A 15,925-nucleotide genomic window follows, 5' to 3' on the forward strand; every position below is an offset into this window, starting at 1 on the left:
CTACTCGTCATGTGAAAAAGACTGATCAGAAAAATCATTACAGTCAGAAATTAAACTTGGTCGCCAACCGCCCTGTACCACATACTCAGATTGCGCCAACCAAAAACCCTTTGGGCTAAAAACCCCAAGCATAACATTATCTACGACTAATATTTGAATTGTATGACGCAACCAAGGCAAAATCTGTGCTTCTTGTATTGCTTTTTTTAGTGGCCAATGCCCTACCCGACCATAGAGATGGATTTTCTCACCACCTTCTCGTTTAATTAGTTTTAATTCTCGTCCAAGTAATTCTGGCGCAAGCCCAACTGTTTGAGAAATAATTTCAAATTTTCCCGCGGCAGCCTGTAGAACTTGTCCAGAAAAAAAATATTGAGAAGATACCTTGGGAAGTGGTGACACTTTTTCAGCATATAACTCATCATGCGTCAGGCGGTATAATTTGCTCTGATAACGCACATAATAATGCTGATGGATATGTAAGCTGGCCTGTGCATCTGGCTTAGAAAAAATTACCTCTTGCTGTAAACGCTGAACCATATCGTAACTAGGACGATATTGCTCGTTTCCCTTAATCCAAACTGAAAGTAATTGGCGTTGCCGTGCAGCAGAAAGCTGCGCTAATTGAATCAAATCAAGCTGATGATCAACAACACATTGCTGATAATCTACCTTTAACACATCATCCAAGATTTCAGCGGCATCCTGCATCAGATAACTTGTCCGTGCCACAGCCGACTGCATCTTGGGAAAGCGTTTCTCTAAAATTCCCCATAACGCTTCTCGACACCACGCTCGATCATAATGGATATTCGAATTGGTCGGATCAATCACATATTCAAAGCCGAGTTGATTTGACCATTGTTCAATTTGCTCACGACTTAAATCCAAGAAAGGTCGCCAAATGGTAAAGTCTGTTCGGATGTCAATCTGCTTCATTGCAGCTAATCCATTGACACCTGCTCCAGAAAATAACCGAAGTAATAAAGTTTCAGCCTGATCCTGTTGATGATGTGCTAACACTAGAATTTCATTGGAACCTAGATGTTGGTGATAAGCTTGATAGCGGGCATTACGTGCTTGCTGTTCTAAATTGCCTGTCTCAACAGATACTTTTTGGATAATGGAGGGAATATTCAAAGCTTCGGAATGCTTCTGTACAAGCGCTCCCCATTCAGCACTCATTTGCTGCAATTGGTGATCAATATAAATTGCACGGGTTTGCGTAGGAAAAAGTTCAGACATCAGATACAGCAACAGCATGGAATCCATGCCGCCGCTACACCCAACTAAGAATTGAGTTTGTTCTGTAAAATGCTGTGCTTGAGTTAAGACGCGATGCCTAAATTGCTGCTGCCAAACTTCATTAAACGTTGATAACGTGCGTCGCATCGTGCTTGTGCATCCATTGGTTGCAATTCATCTAAAGCTTGTTTTAACACATCTTTTAGGTCATTCATGACTTTTTCAGGATTTAAATGTGCACCTTCTCCTTCGTCTACAACGTATTCAACGATGCCTAAAGCTTGCAACTTATCCGCTGTCAAAGCCAAAGCCTCACTTGCTTGTGCTGCCTTCTCAGCTGTCTTCCATAGAATAGATGCACAACCTTCAGGAGAAATCACTGAATAAATACTATGCGATAGCATAATCACACGATCAGCAACACCGATACCAAGTGCACCACCCGAACCGCCTTCCCCTAATACAGTGGCAATCACAGGAACTTTTAAACTTGAAAGTTGTGCCAAGCTGGTTGCAATCGCCTCAGCTTGACCACGTTCCTCTGCACCCACCCCTGGGTATGCGCCCATGGTATCGACAAAGGTAAATACAGGTAAATTAAAACGTTCAGCCATATCAAGTAAACGTTGCGATTTACGGTACCCTTCAGGATTACACATACCGAAGTTGTGTTGTAACTTTTCACGAGTACTTCGTCCACGGTGTTGGCCCACGACCATGACCGGTTGACCGTTAAATCGAGCCAAACCACCAATCATCGCACCGTCATCACCAAATAAACGATCACCATGTAGTGCATCAAATTCGGTAAAAATTTCACTTACATAATCAAGAAATTGCGGACGCTCAGGATGGCGTGCAATTTGAACCGTAGTCCAAGCCTTGGACTGAGTCGCTTTATTTTTCATACGTCGTAGAAAATCCCTAACAAGGATATAAGGTATGTTGAGACTTTATAAGCCGCTTATCATCAGCTTACAGGTCAACAATCCTTATGTTAATCAACAAATTTGTCTGACTGAATATTTAACTCAATGTCCCAATGTTTAAATTGCGCTTGCTCATCATGCAAGTCAGCAACCAATAAAGGCCATTGTTTAGCATCGCCAGATACGCTCAATTGCCATTGTTGATCATTTACCACACTCAGTTCAATGGCAGGAAGCATCTGATCACTACGACTATGGTTAAGTAGAACAGCTAGGCGAAGTAATAGACAAAGATAGACTAAATTCTTACCCCCCACCTTAAATACATCATTTTTTGCATCAGCACGTAACTTACGTCGGTGATGAGAAACGAGATGTGAAAGGTGATTTTGGTCAATTTGTGAGAAGCCTGGAATATCCGAATGTTGCAATAAATATGCCCCATGTCGATGATATCCCCCATGACTAATTGCTAGACCAATTTCATGTAAATAAGCAGCACGACGCAGTAAGTCACTGTCTTCAGTCGTTAAATTCAAAGCATCAGCGACACGATCAAATAAATGCTGTGCCGTGTTAACAACACGTTCTGCTTGCTTAGGATCAGCATTATAACGTCCCATCAGTGCCTGCACACTACGGTCACGAATATCTTCATGCTGGAAACGACCAAGTAAGTCATACATTACACCTTCGCGTAATGCCCCATCCGAATAAGCAAGCTTATCAATATCTAACACATCAAAAATCGCGTACAAAATCGCCACCCCAGCTGGCAAAACTGCTCGACGATCCTCACGTAAACCTTCAAAATCAATTTCAGATGTATGTTTAAACTTCAATAAACGATCTTTTAATTTATAAAGTCCTTCTCGGGTGAGATTTTCTTGTTCATCACTTAATCCAAGATGCACTAAAATCTGACGGCAAGCTTTGATGGTACCGCTCGAACCTACAACCGTATCCCAACCGACTGATTTATAAGTGTTGGCAATACCTGACATTTCTTTGCGTGCTGCAACAACTGCCTTGTCAAAAGCTTTGGTTGAAATCTCACCGTCAGCAAAATATGCTTTGCTATAGGCTACACAGCCCATTTGCAACGACTCTGTATGTAATGGCTCAAATTTCTCACCGATAATAAACTCGGTTGAACCACCCCCAATATCTACCACTAAACGACGCCCACCATTTGCCATAGTATGGGAAACACCTAGGTAAATCAGACGTGCTTCTTCACGACCTGCAATGATTTCAATGGGTTTAGGCAAAATTTCAGCAGCCTTTTGAATAAACTCATGCCCATTTTTTGCTTGTCTGAGTGCATTCGTTGCTACAATTCTTAAACGGTTTGGCTGTACGGAACTTAAACGCCCAACAAAACGTGCCAAACAAGCTAGACCTCTTTGTTGTGCTGCCTCAGTTAAATTTTTATTCTCATCGAGTCCAGCAGCTAACTGTACTTTTTCTGACATTGAAGCAACTTTTTTCACTTCACCGTGATCAACACGAGCTATTGCGAGATGGAAACTATTTGATCCCATATCAATCGCAGCAAGTAATTCCTCATCAATCAGAAAATCAGACATTATTTATATAAACCCATGCTCAATTCACGCATTAGAGTAATTCACACGCTTAGAATTTTAAAGTCATTTTCATCAATAAAATCCATGTATTTTACTTTTGTTGGATAAATGATTGTCTAAGTCGATGACTGACATCGTGAGCAACCATTAGACTTTTTACTTTGAAACTTGAATAATCGTAATCAACCCTTACATTGAATAAAGTAGCAATGTAATATTCACACTGAAATTGAATTGATACTTTATTTTAAAAAATTTGGAGCAATCCCATGTCTGCGACTATTGTTAATACATCTGATGAAAACTTCCAAGCAGATGTTTTAGATGCTGAAACTCCCGTTCTTGTTGATTTCTGGGCTGGCTGGTGTGCACCTTGTAAAGCCATCGCACCTGTTCTTGAAGATCTATCAAATGAGTACGAAGGCAAAGTAAAAATCGTGAAAGTCGATGTTACTGCTTGCGAAGAAACAGCTGTGAAATATAACATCCGTAATATTCCAGCATTACTTATGTTTAAAAACGGTGAAGTTGTCGCTCAGCAAGTTGGCGCAGCACCACGCTCTAAACTTGCAGCATTTATCGATCAAAACATCTAAATCTATAGATGATTTATGTCTATCTGCGGAACTACGTGTTTACTGAACAGCGTAGTCCGCAGTAAACATTGACAACACAGCCAATTAGGTCTATATTTCTCGATCAAGAAGCTTTGAATGGAATCTACTTCATTGCGCTTCTTACAAGACACAAAACATAAGATCGCCGCTCGGCAATAACAATTGTTTTCACATTTCTCTCTGAAACAATGAACCAGACTACTGAATCGTGGTTGTTTAAATACAATTACCTCAGCATGTATGTACGCGGTCGATTTTTATTCTTCCCTTAACGTAGTCCTCCACTTATTCCATTCTGTCTGACCACTTATGAACTTAACTGAACTCAAGAAAAAACCCATTGGCGAACTCATTAAAATTGCGGAGTTTATGGGCCTTGAAGGCATGGCACGTAACCGCAAACAAGATATTATTTTTGCTATTTTAAAACGTCATGCGATGAATGGCGAAGAAATCTTTGGTGATGGCGTTCTCGAAATCCTTTCTGATGGTTTTGGTTTTTTACGCTCCGCTGCTGGTTCATATTTAGCTGGACCAGATGACATTTATGTCAGTCCATCCCAGATTCGTCGTTTTAACTTACGTACAGGTGATACGATTACCGGTACGATCCGCCCGCCTAAAGAAGGTGAGCGCTATTTTGCCTTATTAAAAGTCAACCAAATTAACTACGACACTCCTGAAAACTCCCGTAATAAAATTTTATTTGAAAACTTAACGCCTCTATTCCCAACTGAACAACTTGTCATGGAATTGGGGAATGGTACAACTGAAGATTTAACAGCACGTGTTGTCGACTTAGTTGCTCCGATCGGTAAAGGTCAACGTTCAATTATTGTTGCACCGCCTAAAGCGGGTAAAACCATGTTGTTACAGAATATCGCGCAATCGATTGTACGTAACAACCCAGAAGTTTTTCTTATTGTGCTTTTAATTGACGAACGTCCTGAAGAAGTAACTGAAATGGAACGTACTGTTCGTGGTGAAGTCGTTGCATCTACATTTGATGAAGCGCCTGCACGTCATGTTCAAGTTGCCGAAATGGTCATCGAAAAAGCAAAACGTTTAGTTGAGCATAAAAAAGATGTTGTGATTCTGCTTGACTCGATTACACGTTTAGCACGCGCATACAACACGGTTATTCCATCTTCTGGCAAAGTTCTGACAGGTGGTGTGGATGCCCATGCCCTAGAACGACCAAAACGTTTCTTTGGTGCAGCTCGTAATATTGAAGAAGGTGGCTCACTCACCATTATCTCTACTGCTTTGATTGAAACTGGCAGTAAAATGGATGATGTGATCTATGAGGAGTTCAAAGGTACAGGTAACCAAGAAATCACTCTTGACCGCCGTATTGCTGAAAAACGCGTATTCCCTGCCATGAATATCAAGAAATCGGGAACACGTCGTGAAGAGCGTCTCATGGACGAAGATAACCTTCGTAAAGTATGGATTCTCCGTAAACTGCTTCACCCAATGGATGAGTTGGCGGCAATGGAATTCTTATTAGACCGCATGAAAGAAACCAAAACCAATGATGACTTTTTCGATCAAATGAAACGTAAAGCGGCGAATTAATTTACCGTGTTACAAATAATAACAGCCACCATTATGGTGGCTGTTATTATTTGGTTGACATAATTACAAAACGGTTACAATTTAATTAATTTTAACCAAAAACCATTATCTATTTGATTTAAATATAAATAAATATATCTGCAAATGCATTTTATACAATATCTCCGATTCATAAATGCTAATTCATAGTTATTTTCTATCAAAAAATAACCAATTTTTGTCCATTTTTGACGTTTTGCCAGACAGAATAGTAGTAATTCATGATCTGCTTTGATAGGATAGCAACTGACTAGTTAGACTGCTCCCTGCGTTATTTCCTAAAATTTTTAGGGAAAATAAAAGCACAAACAGACTAACTCAGGTTCTTTTTAATCTCACAATTTTATGAGAGTGATGCCATGTTATTCAAAAAATTTGCTGTTATCGCTGCTGTTGCAACTACTTTAGCTTTCGTTGGTTGCTCTAAGAAAGAAGAAGCTGCTACTGATGCAAACGCTGCTGCTTCTGAAGCTGTAGCTGCTGCTTCTGAAGCTGCTGTTGCTGCTTCTGAAGCTACTACTGCTGCTGTTGAAGCTACTGCTGCTTCTGAAGTTGCTGCTGCTTCTGAAGTTGCTCCAGCTTCTGCTGCTCAATAATCTACTTTTAGATTATCGAAAAGAGAACCTTTCGGTTCTCTTTTTTTATGTCTGTACTTTCTTTAAATAGAAAGGATTAGACGAAAAAAAGCAGGTCAATCGACCTGCTCATTTCCCACACGCTGTCTAAATTTCTGACCCGCTCTGAACGTTACTACACGGCGTGCAGAAATCGGAATCTCTTCACCCGTTTTAGGGTTGCGTCCAGGACGCTCACGCTTATCACGTAGTTCAAAATTACCGAACCCAGAAAGTTTGACTTGTTCACCAGAAATTAATGCCTGACTAATTTCGTCAAAAAACAACTCGACCATTTGTTTTGCTTCACGACGATTTAGACTCGTTAGCTCACTTAAATGGTCCGCCATATCTGCTTTTGTTAATGCTGTCATGAGGCCCTCAATGTCGCTTGATAAGTGTCTTCCAACACTTGAATAATGTTATCCATACCAGATTTGATTTCAGCATCTTCAAGCGTACGAGCTGGATGTTGCCACAACAATGCAAAAGCTAAAGAGCGTTTGCCTTGTTCAACCCCTTGCCCCGTATACACATCGAACAACCATGTGGAATCAAGTAACTCACCACCTGTTTGCTCAATCATGCGCTGAATATCTTTCACTTCAATATTATCAGAGATTAAAAGCGCAATATCACGTCTAACCGATGGAAAACGTGATAATTCTGTAAAATTAGATACATAAGATTGCAAAACTGCTTGCTGATCAAGCTCTGCAACCCACGTCGTACCCAAATCTAAATCATTTTCTAAAGAAGGATGTAAACGTCCCAAGTAACCAATTGACTGGCCATTTACCAGTATTTCAGCGGATTGTCCTGGATGTAACCATGCTTTCTGGGTACGAGTAAACTCGGCTTTTACTCGACCTGCTGCCAAAATTTCTTCAATTTCACCTTTGAAATCAAAGAAATCCATTGCTTGAGGTTTCATATGCCATGACTCAGGTGCTCGTGAACCAACAGCAATCAATGCTAATGTTGGAATCTGCTTAAGATCATGGATATCTTTTGCACCCTGATAGTCAAAACGTAAACCTAACTCAAAAAAGCGGACGCGATGTTGTTGACGATTCAAGTTATATTGCACACAAGGAATCAAACTTGAAAGTAACGTACTACGCATCGCAGCCAGATCACTTGAAATCGGATTGGCAAGCATCAAGGGCTGTACATCTGGGTTCAGTTGTTTTTCCAATTTTGCATCAGCAAAACTAAAACTAATCGCTTCTTGATATCCTAAAGTTGCCACGGTTTGACGGAGTTGTGCAATTTCAAAACGATCTTGATACTTCTCTAATTTCACATCAATTTTTGGCAGACTGATTTGAATATTGTCATAACCATGAATACGTGCAACTTCTTCAACGAGGTCTTGATAGATTGCCATATCATAACGATGCGATGGAGGAATGACACTCCACTCACCTTGCGCTGTCGTTTCCACCACACAACCTAAACGCGTCAACGCATCTGCAATAAAATCACCTGCGACTTCATAACCAAGCAGTTGATCCACTTGAGCTTGCTTTAACTGAATCGCTTCACGTGTAGGTAATAAAGCCGCTTGTTCAGCAACAGTAATTGGACCAAACTCACCACCAGCAAATGTTTGGATCAACTCACATGCGCGATGCATAGCAATCATTGGCAATTCAAAATCAACGCCACGTTCATAACGCTGTGACGAATCAGTATGTAAACCAAAACGACGCGCGCGACCTGCTATTGCCAAAGGTGCAAAGAATGCACTTTCAAGGAAGATATCCTGTGTATCATCCGTAACTGAAGAATCTAAGCCGCCCATGATGCCAGCAATCGCCAATGCTTTTTGCTCATCCGCAATGACCATGATGTCATCTTGTAGCTCTACTTCTTGATCATTTAGCAGCATCAATTTTTCTTTTGGCTGAGCTTGACGGACTTGAATTGAGCCTTCAATCTTTGCTAAGTCAAAAGCATGCATCGGCTGCCCCAACTCAAGCAAAACATAGTTGGTAATATCGACCAAGATGCTATGGGTACGGATACCTGAATGCGCTAATGCTTGTTCCATCCAATCTGGTGTAGCCGCTTTCACATTCACATTTTTGACAATACGACCTAAATAACGTGGTGTACCTTCAGTGGTGATTGTTACAGTCTTTTCTTCTGTAATATTTGCTGGAATTGCTTGAATGGCAGGTTCATTAACACTCAGTTGATTGATGACGGCAATTTCACGAGCAATACCACGAATGCTAAAACAGTCACCGCGGTTTGGCGTGATACTGATGTCAATCACATTGTCATCAAGTTTTAAATATTCACGAATATTCACTCCAACTGGGGCATCAGTCGGAAGTTCTAACAAACCATCAATTTTATCTTCTAAATCAATTTCAGAAGCACCACATAGCATGCCTTGTGATTCAATACCACGAAGCTTACCCTTTTTAATTTTGAAATCGCCTGGTAATACTGCACCAATTGTAGCAACAGGTGCTTTCATCCCTACACGAACATTCGGTGCTCCACACACGATCTGTAATGGTTCACCCGAACCAATATTTACAGTCGTCACACGCAAACGATCCGCATCTGGATGCTGCTCAACAGTCAGGACTTCACCAACGACTACGCCTGTAAATGGTTTAGCTACTGGCGCTAATTCGTCTACCTCTAAACCTAACATGGTCAATTGATCAGAAAGTGTTTCGCTATCAATTGCTGGGTTGACCCAGGTGCGTAACCAATTTTCACTAATTTTCATCTGTATAAACCTTATTTAATCCTGAAAAAATGCTTAGGCAAACTGGCGTAAGAAACGCACATCATTTTGGTAGAACATACGTAAATCATTGATGCCATAACGCAACATCGCAAAACGCTCTACCCCTAAACCAAAAGCAAAGCCTTTGTATTTATCAGGATCAATACCTGCAGCACGCAAGACATTTGGATGTACCATGCCACAACCTAAAACTTCTAACCAACGACCACGCTCATCCATAATGTCCACTTCAGCACTTGGCTCAGTGAACGGGAAGTAAGATGGACGGAAACGTACTTTTAAATCTTTTTCGAAAAATTCATTTAATAGATTAATCAATAGTCCTTTTAGCTCAGCAAAGCTGGTGTTTTCAGCAACGTACAAACCTTCGATCTGATGGAACATCGGCGAATGGGTTTGGTCTGAGTCACAACGATAAACGCGACCAGGACAGACAATGCGAATCGGTGGCTGACTCGTTTCCATGGTACGAATTTGCACACCCGATGTATGAGTACGTAGCAAATGAGTTGCATCAAAATAAAAAGTATCATGCATTGCACGTGCTGGGTGATGCCCCGGAATATTCAATGCTTCAAAGTTGTGATAATCATCTTCAACTTCAGGCCCATGCGCAACTTGGAAACCAGCTTTGGTAAAGAATTGACAAATACGTTCTTGCACTTGAGTCACAGGATGGATACTTCCCAGACGTTGACCGCGACCAGGCAAGGTAATATCAATGGTTTCACTCGCTAATTTTTTAGCAAGTTCAGCTTGTTGTAATGTTTGTTGACGCTCAGTCAATGCAGCATTGATCGCTTCACGAACAGCATGAATAGCAGCACCTTGTACTTTGCGCTCTTCAGGATCCATTTTTCCAAGTGCTTTCGATTGCTCTGCGAGCTGGCTTTTTTTCCCTGTAAATTGCACACGAACTTGATCGAGTGCAGCAAGGTCTTGAGCCGCTGCAATGGCAGCAAGCGCTTCAGTGGTCAGGGCTTCCAGTGACATAGTAACTCTCAAAGCAACAAATTATAGAAATATAATAAAACGCTATAGTTTATCAGCTTTTTACCTATTTTTTGAAGATTAAGCCCATTGAAAAAACATATGTCGCAACAATTTGCTAAAATCCTCCCTATCGCTAAAAGTCAAAGAGTAAAAATAATGGCGCTCGATCAAATTTGGAAAGTTCAATTGACGCTTGTCAGCTATGGAAATGAGTTTTTGCAGCAAAACCTTCCCATTAGTACTTGGGTTGATCACCCTATTTTTGCTCAACATAATTTCGAATTTCGTGATTTACAATCACAGCACCTTTTAGCACAGCACTTTCAAGTTTGGTTAGAAGGATTAAAAAGACAAGGTGTTGACCGATTAAGTCTACACAATGCACATCTCTTACAAGATCATCAAAACCCAAATGCTAATGTCGAATTGCTTCCCTATGCCCATTTTATCGTTAGTCATGAAGGGAAAAACAAAACTGCATGGATTTGTGGGCATGAACTTGCAGAGTGGTATCAACATGACAACCCATTTCAAGCACCTATTTCACAACAAATTTCACTACGACAGGATGTATTTTGGCGTTATCAACTTCCAGACTCAATTGCTAAAAAAGTGACACAAGAATTAAAAAATAATGACTGGCATGAAATTGAAAAGTTTATTAACCAAGAGCTTTTCAACCATAAATGTGCAGAAAATTTCTTAGAACCAGAACAAGTAGAGCTCCCTTTTTATGGCTATGAACTAGAACAAAGCCATTTAGATAAAGCTGTTTTGGCTATCATTCCAACCACCTATCAAGCTGACTCAGCCCATCAACTGATGTATCGCATGTCTGCACTGGTTGACTTTATCGAGAGTCAACGTCGCCATCCCTATAATCCCGATGGTGAAATGATGAGTCCTGAGCAACAAATTGTCTTACGCAATTTTGCAGAAAAAACGGGCGACTTATTTGCCAAACTGATTTCGAGAATAGCCAACCATTATAAAAATATTGATTTTGAAATGCCGATGGAACCCTATGACCGAACCATGGATGTAGCGAAAACCCCGACTGAGGCACCCCAACATAAAATGAATCATATCAGTGTGATGAAATTAGTATTTATCACGATCATCATTTGTGGATTGGCTTATTATTTCGGATTATAAATCTCCGTATAATCAAGCTCATCTTCATCAATATTTATAAAATCAGGATCAGGCATTTGCTCAAATTGTACTGCGAGTATATCGGAATGCTTGAGTAAACTTGCCTTTGCTACACGATGCATACCATCCATCACTCGACCCTGCGCACAGAGAATAATGGGGTAATTGAGGTCTGCATCCTGAATCAATTGAATATGCTCAATGATTTGCTGCGTTGTTGGATATTCATCTGGAAACCAATAAGCTTCGTTGAGTTCTTGAATATCAGTAAGCATAACTTTCTTGACCATGAAATTTTGGGTTAGCTTCACTAAACGATGAACATCCCAAATACAAGTATCTTCTCCCACTTGCCTAAAGTGATATTGCCTGCGCATGTTGTCACCTAAGATAGTTTAGTTTACTAAAAGTTTAGATCGGACTTGCATTAATGCAAACCCCAAGAGATTTAAACCATTCCATAATCTAGGATCTTGAATATTCTCATGATCCTTAGCCATACCCACGCCCCAGATCTTATCCACTGGTGATGCCTCAACCAAGATACGATTATTTGTTGAGATCAGGAAATTCTTTAATTCTTGATGCTGGGAAAACTTTGCAAGATTAGCTTGCACTACAATCTCAAAACGTTGCTCTCGCCATCGTTGTTCATCATAATGGCGTACATTTCTTCCTAACTGCTTTGCTTCATTGGGATGACGGACATTTAATATCTTCTCAAATATTTCATGATCACCAAATAACTTCGCTTTTTGTGCCATCATATAATGTTCAGCCGTTGGATATAAAATGCCTTCCACATTAAATGCAGCATCAAACCATTGACTTAAACAACTTTTATCCACGACATGACTTTGTTTAGGGATATGCCCCCAAAAGAACAGGTACTTAAATACTTGCCCTTGTTGAGTTGCTTGTACTAAATCAGTTAAAAATTTTGCATCATTCATATTATTTCCTTTTATTTATTTTATATGTTTAAAACGCATTTGCTTAAAAATAAAAAAGACCGCTAAAAAGCGGCCTTCTTTGAATCTCTAAGCTTATGCAGCTAATGCGCCTTTAGCTTTTTCAGCTAAAGCAGCAAATGCTACTGCATCATGCATAGCGATGTCAGCTAATACGCGACGGTCGATGATCACTTGAGCTTTTTTCAAGCCATCAATCATGCGGCTGTAAGACAAACCGTTTTGACGAGCACCAGCATTGATACGCGCAATCCATAAAGCACGGAATTGACGTTTCTTTTGACGGCGGTCACGGTATGCATATTGACCAGCTTTGATTACCGCTTGGAACGCTACGCGATAAACACGTGAACGAGCACCATAGTAACCTTTAGCGCGAGCAAGAATTTTTTTGTGACGACGATGAGCCACTACACCACGTTTTACACGAGCCATTTATAATCTCCTTAGATGTATGGGCACATAGCACGAACTGATGCAACGTCACTTACGTGAACCATTACACAACCGCGCAATTGACGGATACGCTTAGCAGATTTTTTGGTCAAAATGTGGCGCTTGAATGCTTGTTTGCGCTTGAAACCGTTTGCAGTCGCTTTAAAGCGTTTAGCTGCACCACGGCGAGTTTTTAACTTAGCCATAGTAACCTCTTTTAGTCACCTGTTCGGCTCGTTTGCACTATTGCAAATCGACCTGCAGGTAAGGAAGGCAGTATCATATAGCATCTTCGTTTAAATTTAAAGCAAAATTTCTGCTCAAAAAATCAAACGATTTAAACCATGGCACCAATGTCAAATATACTTTGGGGTTATTAGAATCTATAACATAAACAAAAGAAAATTAAGAAAATAATCCGAGATATAAGCCATACATAAATAAATAGCGTCCTGCTTTGGCAATCGTGACGATCAATAGAAATCGCCCAAAACGCTCTTTCATCAATCCAGCAATCAACGTAATTGGATCACCAATAATCGGCACCCAACTCAACAACAACGAGTAAAAACCATATTTATGATAAATCTTCTGTGCTTGCTGTAAACGCGGTTCTGAAACAGGAAACCATTTTTTATCTTTAAAATGTTCTATTTTTAATCCCAGCCACCAGTTAACGCAGGAACCTAATACATTTCCAACTGACGCAACGAGCAGTAAATATAATGGATTAGAAACTCCTTGCACCAATAAAGTCATGAGTACGGCTTCAGACTGTAAAGGCAATAAAGTTGCAGCACCAAAAGCAGAAAGGAATAATAGAAAATAGGACATCAGGGTGTGGCAACACTTACAAAGAAATCAAAGCAATGTCCAGACAATATCATTTAAACAGATTCAATCAAAGTAAGTTTGTCCCATACCTGCTTAAGCTTCTGCGAGTTGATTTCTATCTTAAAAACTTCTTGTATGGTTTCTTCAAACTCACTCCAAGTTGATAAAATCTTTTTATGAGATTCTTCTTTACTATGAATTCTTAATATACGGTCTTTCAAGGTTATTCTAGCTTCAGTAGTCGCGGTAAACAGCATCAGATGTTGAGTAAATAAAGATTCTGGTGATGTTGATATGTACCAATTGGCAATCTCTGCATCCGCCATCGTGATCTGTTGTTCAGGATTAATCGCATAGACATTGATCCACTCATTATGTAAAAACACCTGAAGCATATACTTCATGTCCGTCAGCACAGCCATGTCCAATCCGCACTGCGCTACATCCACAAATCTAAACGGTTCCAATGGTGTTGACTGTGCTTCTCCAATGCGATCTAAGGATAGAATCGTTGTTGGCGTCATTCCTCCAAATCCGGGATCATATAAAAATAATTGCTGATCAATTCGTACCAGTGTCACCAAATGAGTGCGGATTGAGGCTGTTTTAGGCGTACTTTGATAATAGACTCGACCTAATACGTTATATGCATCATACCCCAACTCAGTTAATGCAATTCTGGTCAAAGTACTGTGCTCTAGACAATAACCTTCTCGATTTTCACATAATAATTTTTGATTGAGTTGTTCTGTTACTAATGAGACTTCATCACCTAGAAAAGAGGAAAGATTACCAAAAGGTATATGAGCAACATGCAAACTTAGTAATGCCTTTAAATTGGCTAGCGTAGGCAAAAAAGTCCCTTGAAAATCAAGTTTTTTTAAATAGTTTGCCGCGATTGTAGAGTTCATAACGCTTTATACTTTTTTTAAAGTTACGATATCCTATACCGATCATCGGGCTTTAAGTCTAAAAATTACACAACTATAAAATAGCGAGAAGATCGCGGTAAACAGCCACAATCCTATCGCAATCGCCCAATGCTTAAAATAGCGTTGTTGTTTCACAACACCGATCTCACCCAACTTTAATTGACAAAGCTTTTTGTATGGCAGGACGTGCGGTTAAACGCACAATATAATCTTTCACATATGGATAATCTTCCAGTTGAATAGCTTGCCACTCATAGCGCAATGCCCAAGGTAAAATCGCCATATCTGCGATTGAGTATTCACCAGCTACAAACTTTTGACCAATCAGCTGTTTATTCAAAACACCATAAAGCCGCTTAGTTTCATTGATATAGCGCTCTGTTGCATAAGGAATCCGTTCAGGCGCAAACTTGTTGAAATGATGATTTTGCCCAAGCATCGGACCAAAACCGCCCATTTGCCACATCAACCATTGCTCTACTTCAACCCGCTCTTGCTCGTCAATTGGATAGAATAATCCTGTTTTTCGACCTAAATATTGCAAGATTGCACCAGATTCAAATACAGAAATGGGTTCACCACGCGGACCATTTTGATCAACAATTGCAGGAATTTTATTATTAGGAGAAATCCTTAAAAAATCTGGCTGGAACTGATCATTTTCTAAAATATTAATCGGGAAGATTTGATATTCAAGACCCATTTCTTCTAAAGCAATCGTTATTTTATGGCCATTGGGCGTACCCCAATAATATAAGTCAATCATTTAGTTATCCTATTCATCTTTATCTTGACTGTTGTTGGGTTATATCACATTTTTCTGAAGTTAATCAGCACCGCAGCACCAAAAAGAAACAATAAAATTATGTTTGCACAGAAGATATTAAAAGGTGTATTCGGTTTTATCGATTCGCCAAAAACTCTTTCGCCTTTTCGCCGACAAATCGACGGCCCGCATTATTTCCCTTGATCCATTCTTCAACGGTGAACAAGTCGAACAAACCAACCTTAACTAAGGTTGGTATCGCAAACTCCAGCTCAGCTTCTACCTCACCACGTGCACCTGCATTATATAAATTAATATTGTGCAACATGGTTGCCACAGTGCCTGTTTGTACCTGACTGCCATCTTTTAATCGAACTTGTGGCAACACCTCCCCCTCTTGCACCACTTTTTGATTAATCTCAGATAGTTTCTGTGTCCCATTGATAATCGTCATT

Annotated in this window: 18 protein-coding genes; 4 read left to right on the top strand and 14 right to left on the bottom strand. The window is 40.1% G+C overall.

Annotated features, from left to right (window positions below; all coding sequences use genetic code 11):
* The 3 genes from tilS to ppx form a co-directional block, all read right to left on the bottom strand.
* Entirely contained in the window at positions 1–1,392 is a 1,392-nt protein-coding gene (tilS, locus tag DK207_RS06130) for a tRNA lysidine(34) synthetase TilS (protein ID WP_109440410.1), read from the bottom strand.
* Complete coding sequence (locus DK207_RS06135) at positions 1,329–2,153, bottom strand: acetyl-CoA carboxylase carboxyltransferase subunit alpha (RefSeq protein ID WP_109440411.1); 825 nt, start codon at positions 2,151–2,153, stop codon at positions 1,329–1,331. The genes tilS and DK207_RS06135 overlap by 64 nt, the downstream gene beginning before the upstream one ends.
* 89 nt (positions 2,154–2,242) lie before the next feature.
* Positions 2,243–3,763, bottom strand: coding sequence for an exopolyphosphatase (gene ppx, locus DK207_RS06140; RefSeq protein WP_109440412.1), 1,521 nt, complete (start codon positions 3,761–3,763; stop codon positions 2,243–2,245).
* A 269-nt stretch (positions 3,764–4,032) separates the two neighbouring features.
* Here ppx and trxA point away from each other — a divergent pair, with 269 nt between their 5' ends.
* From trxA to DK207_RS06155, 3 genes are all read left to right on the top strand, one after another.
* Positions 4,033–4,359: a thioredoxin gene (trxA, locus tag DK207_RS06145; RefSeq protein ID WP_004637976.1), complete on the top strand. Its 327-nt coding sequence runs from the start codon at positions 4,033–4,035 to the stop codon at positions 4,357–4,359.
* Positions 4,360–4,689: 330 nt separating this feature from the next.
* Complete coding sequence (gene rho, locus DK207_RS06150) at positions 4,690–5,958, top strand: transcription termination factor Rho (protein WP_005085280.1); 1,269 nt, start codon at positions 4,690–4,692, stop codon at positions 5,956–5,958.
* A 398-nt stretch (positions 5,959–6,356) separates the two neighbouring features.
* Positions 6,357–6,593: a hypothetical protein gene (locus DK207_RS06155; protein ID WP_109440413.1), complete on the top strand. Its 237-nt coding sequence runs from the start codon at positions 6,357–6,359 to the stop codon at positions 6,591–6,593.
* Between the two features lie 95 nt (positions 6,594–6,688).
* On the opposite strand, the gene DK207_RS06160 is transcribed toward DK207_RS06155, so the two are convergent.
* From DK207_RS06160 to pheS, 3 genes are read right to left on the bottom strand one after another with little or no spacing between them, the layout of a single operon-like run.
* Positions 6,689–6,985, bottom strand: coding sequence for an integration host factor subunit alpha (locus DK207_RS06160; RefSeq protein ID WP_004637973.1), 297 nt, complete (start codon positions 6,983–6,985; stop codon positions 6,689–6,691).
* Positions 6,982–9,363 (bottom strand): phenylalanine--tRNA ligase subunit beta, encoded by a 2,382-nt coding sequence (gene pheT, locus DK207_RS06165; protein ID WP_109440414.1) that lies wholly within the window; start codon positions 9,361–9,363, stop codon positions 6,982–6,984. The genes DK207_RS06160 and pheT overlap by 4 nt, the downstream gene beginning before the upstream one ends.
* A 33-nt stretch (positions 9,364–9,396) precedes the next feature.
* Positions 9,397–10,377: a phenylalanine--tRNA ligase subunit alpha gene (pheS, locus tag DK207_RS06170; protein WP_109440415.1), complete on the bottom strand. Its 981-nt coding sequence runs from the start codon at positions 10,375–10,377 to the stop codon at positions 9,397–9,399.
* Between the two features lie 156 nt (positions 10,378–10,533).
* Between pheS and DK207_RS06175 the strand changes: the two genes are divergently transcribed.
* On the top strand, positions 10,534–11,532 hold the full coding sequence (locus DK207_RS06175; RefSeq protein WP_109440416.1) for a hypothetical protein: 999 nt from the start codon (positions 10,534–10,536) through the stop codon (positions 11,530–11,532).
* On the opposite strand, the gene DK207_RS06180 is transcribed toward DK207_RS06175, so the two are convergent.
* From DK207_RS06180 to DK207_RS06215, 8 genes are all read right to left on the bottom strand, one after another.
* The gene (locus DK207_RS06180; protein WP_109440417.1) at positions 11,517–11,909 is read right to left on the bottom strand and encodes a hypothetical protein; all 393 of its coding nucleotides are present in this window, start codon (positions 11,907–11,909) and stop codon (positions 11,517–11,519) included. The two genes, DK207_RS06175 and DK207_RS06180, sit on opposite strands and share 16 nt — an antisense overlap.
* An 18-nt stretch (positions 11,910–11,927) precedes the next feature.
* On the bottom strand, positions 11,928–12,485 hold the full coding sequence (locus DK207_RS06185) for an NADAR family protein (RefSeq protein ID WP_109440418.1): 558 nt from the start codon (positions 12,483–12,485) through the stop codon (positions 11,928–11,930).
* 93 nt (positions 12,486–12,578) lie between these two features.
* Positions 12,579–12,938, bottom strand: a complete 360-nt coding sequence (gene rplT, locus DK207_RS06190) for a 50S ribosomal protein L20 (RefSeq protein ID WP_000124858.1) — start codon at positions 12,936–12,938, stop codon at positions 12,579–12,581.
* Positions 12,939–12,949: 11 nt separating this feature from the next.
* The gene (rpmI, locus tag DK207_RS06195) at positions 12,950–13,144 is read right to left on the bottom strand and encodes a 50S ribosomal protein L35 (protein WP_004637967.1); all 195 of its coding nucleotides are present in this window, start codon (positions 13,142–13,144) and stop codon (positions 12,950–12,952) included.
* Positions 13,145–13,343: 199 nt separating this feature from the next.
* Entirely contained in the window at positions 13,344–13,772 is a 429-nt protein-coding gene (locus DK207_RS06200) for a YqaA family protein (RefSeq protein WP_109440419.1), read from the bottom strand.
* A 53-nt stretch (positions 13,773–13,825) separates the two neighbouring features.
* Complete coding sequence (locus DK207_RS06205; RefSeq protein WP_109440420.1) at positions 13,826–14,683, bottom strand: arylamine N-acetyltransferase family protein; 858 nt, start codon at positions 14,681–14,683, stop codon at positions 13,826–13,828.
* Between the two features lie 166 nt (positions 14,684–14,849).
* Entirely contained in the window at positions 14,850–15,470 is a 621-nt protein-coding gene (locus DK207_RS06210; RefSeq protein WP_109440421.1) for a glutathione S-transferase N-terminal domain-containing protein, read from the bottom strand.
* Between the two features lie 136 nt (positions 15,471–15,606).
* A complete protein-coding gene (locus tag DK207_RS06215; RefSeq protein ID WP_109440422.1) occupies positions 15,607–15,924 on the bottom strand; it encodes a hypothetical protein in 318 nt (105 codons plus the stop codon).
* Position 15,925: the final 1 nt, after the last annotated feature.

It is taken from the genome of Acinetobacter haemolyticus (assembly GCF_900406815.1).
In the GTDB taxonomy this organism is placed as follows: Bacteria; Pseudomonadota; Gammaproteobacteria; order Pseudomonadales; family Moraxellaceae; genus Acinetobacter; species Acinetobacter haemolyticus_A.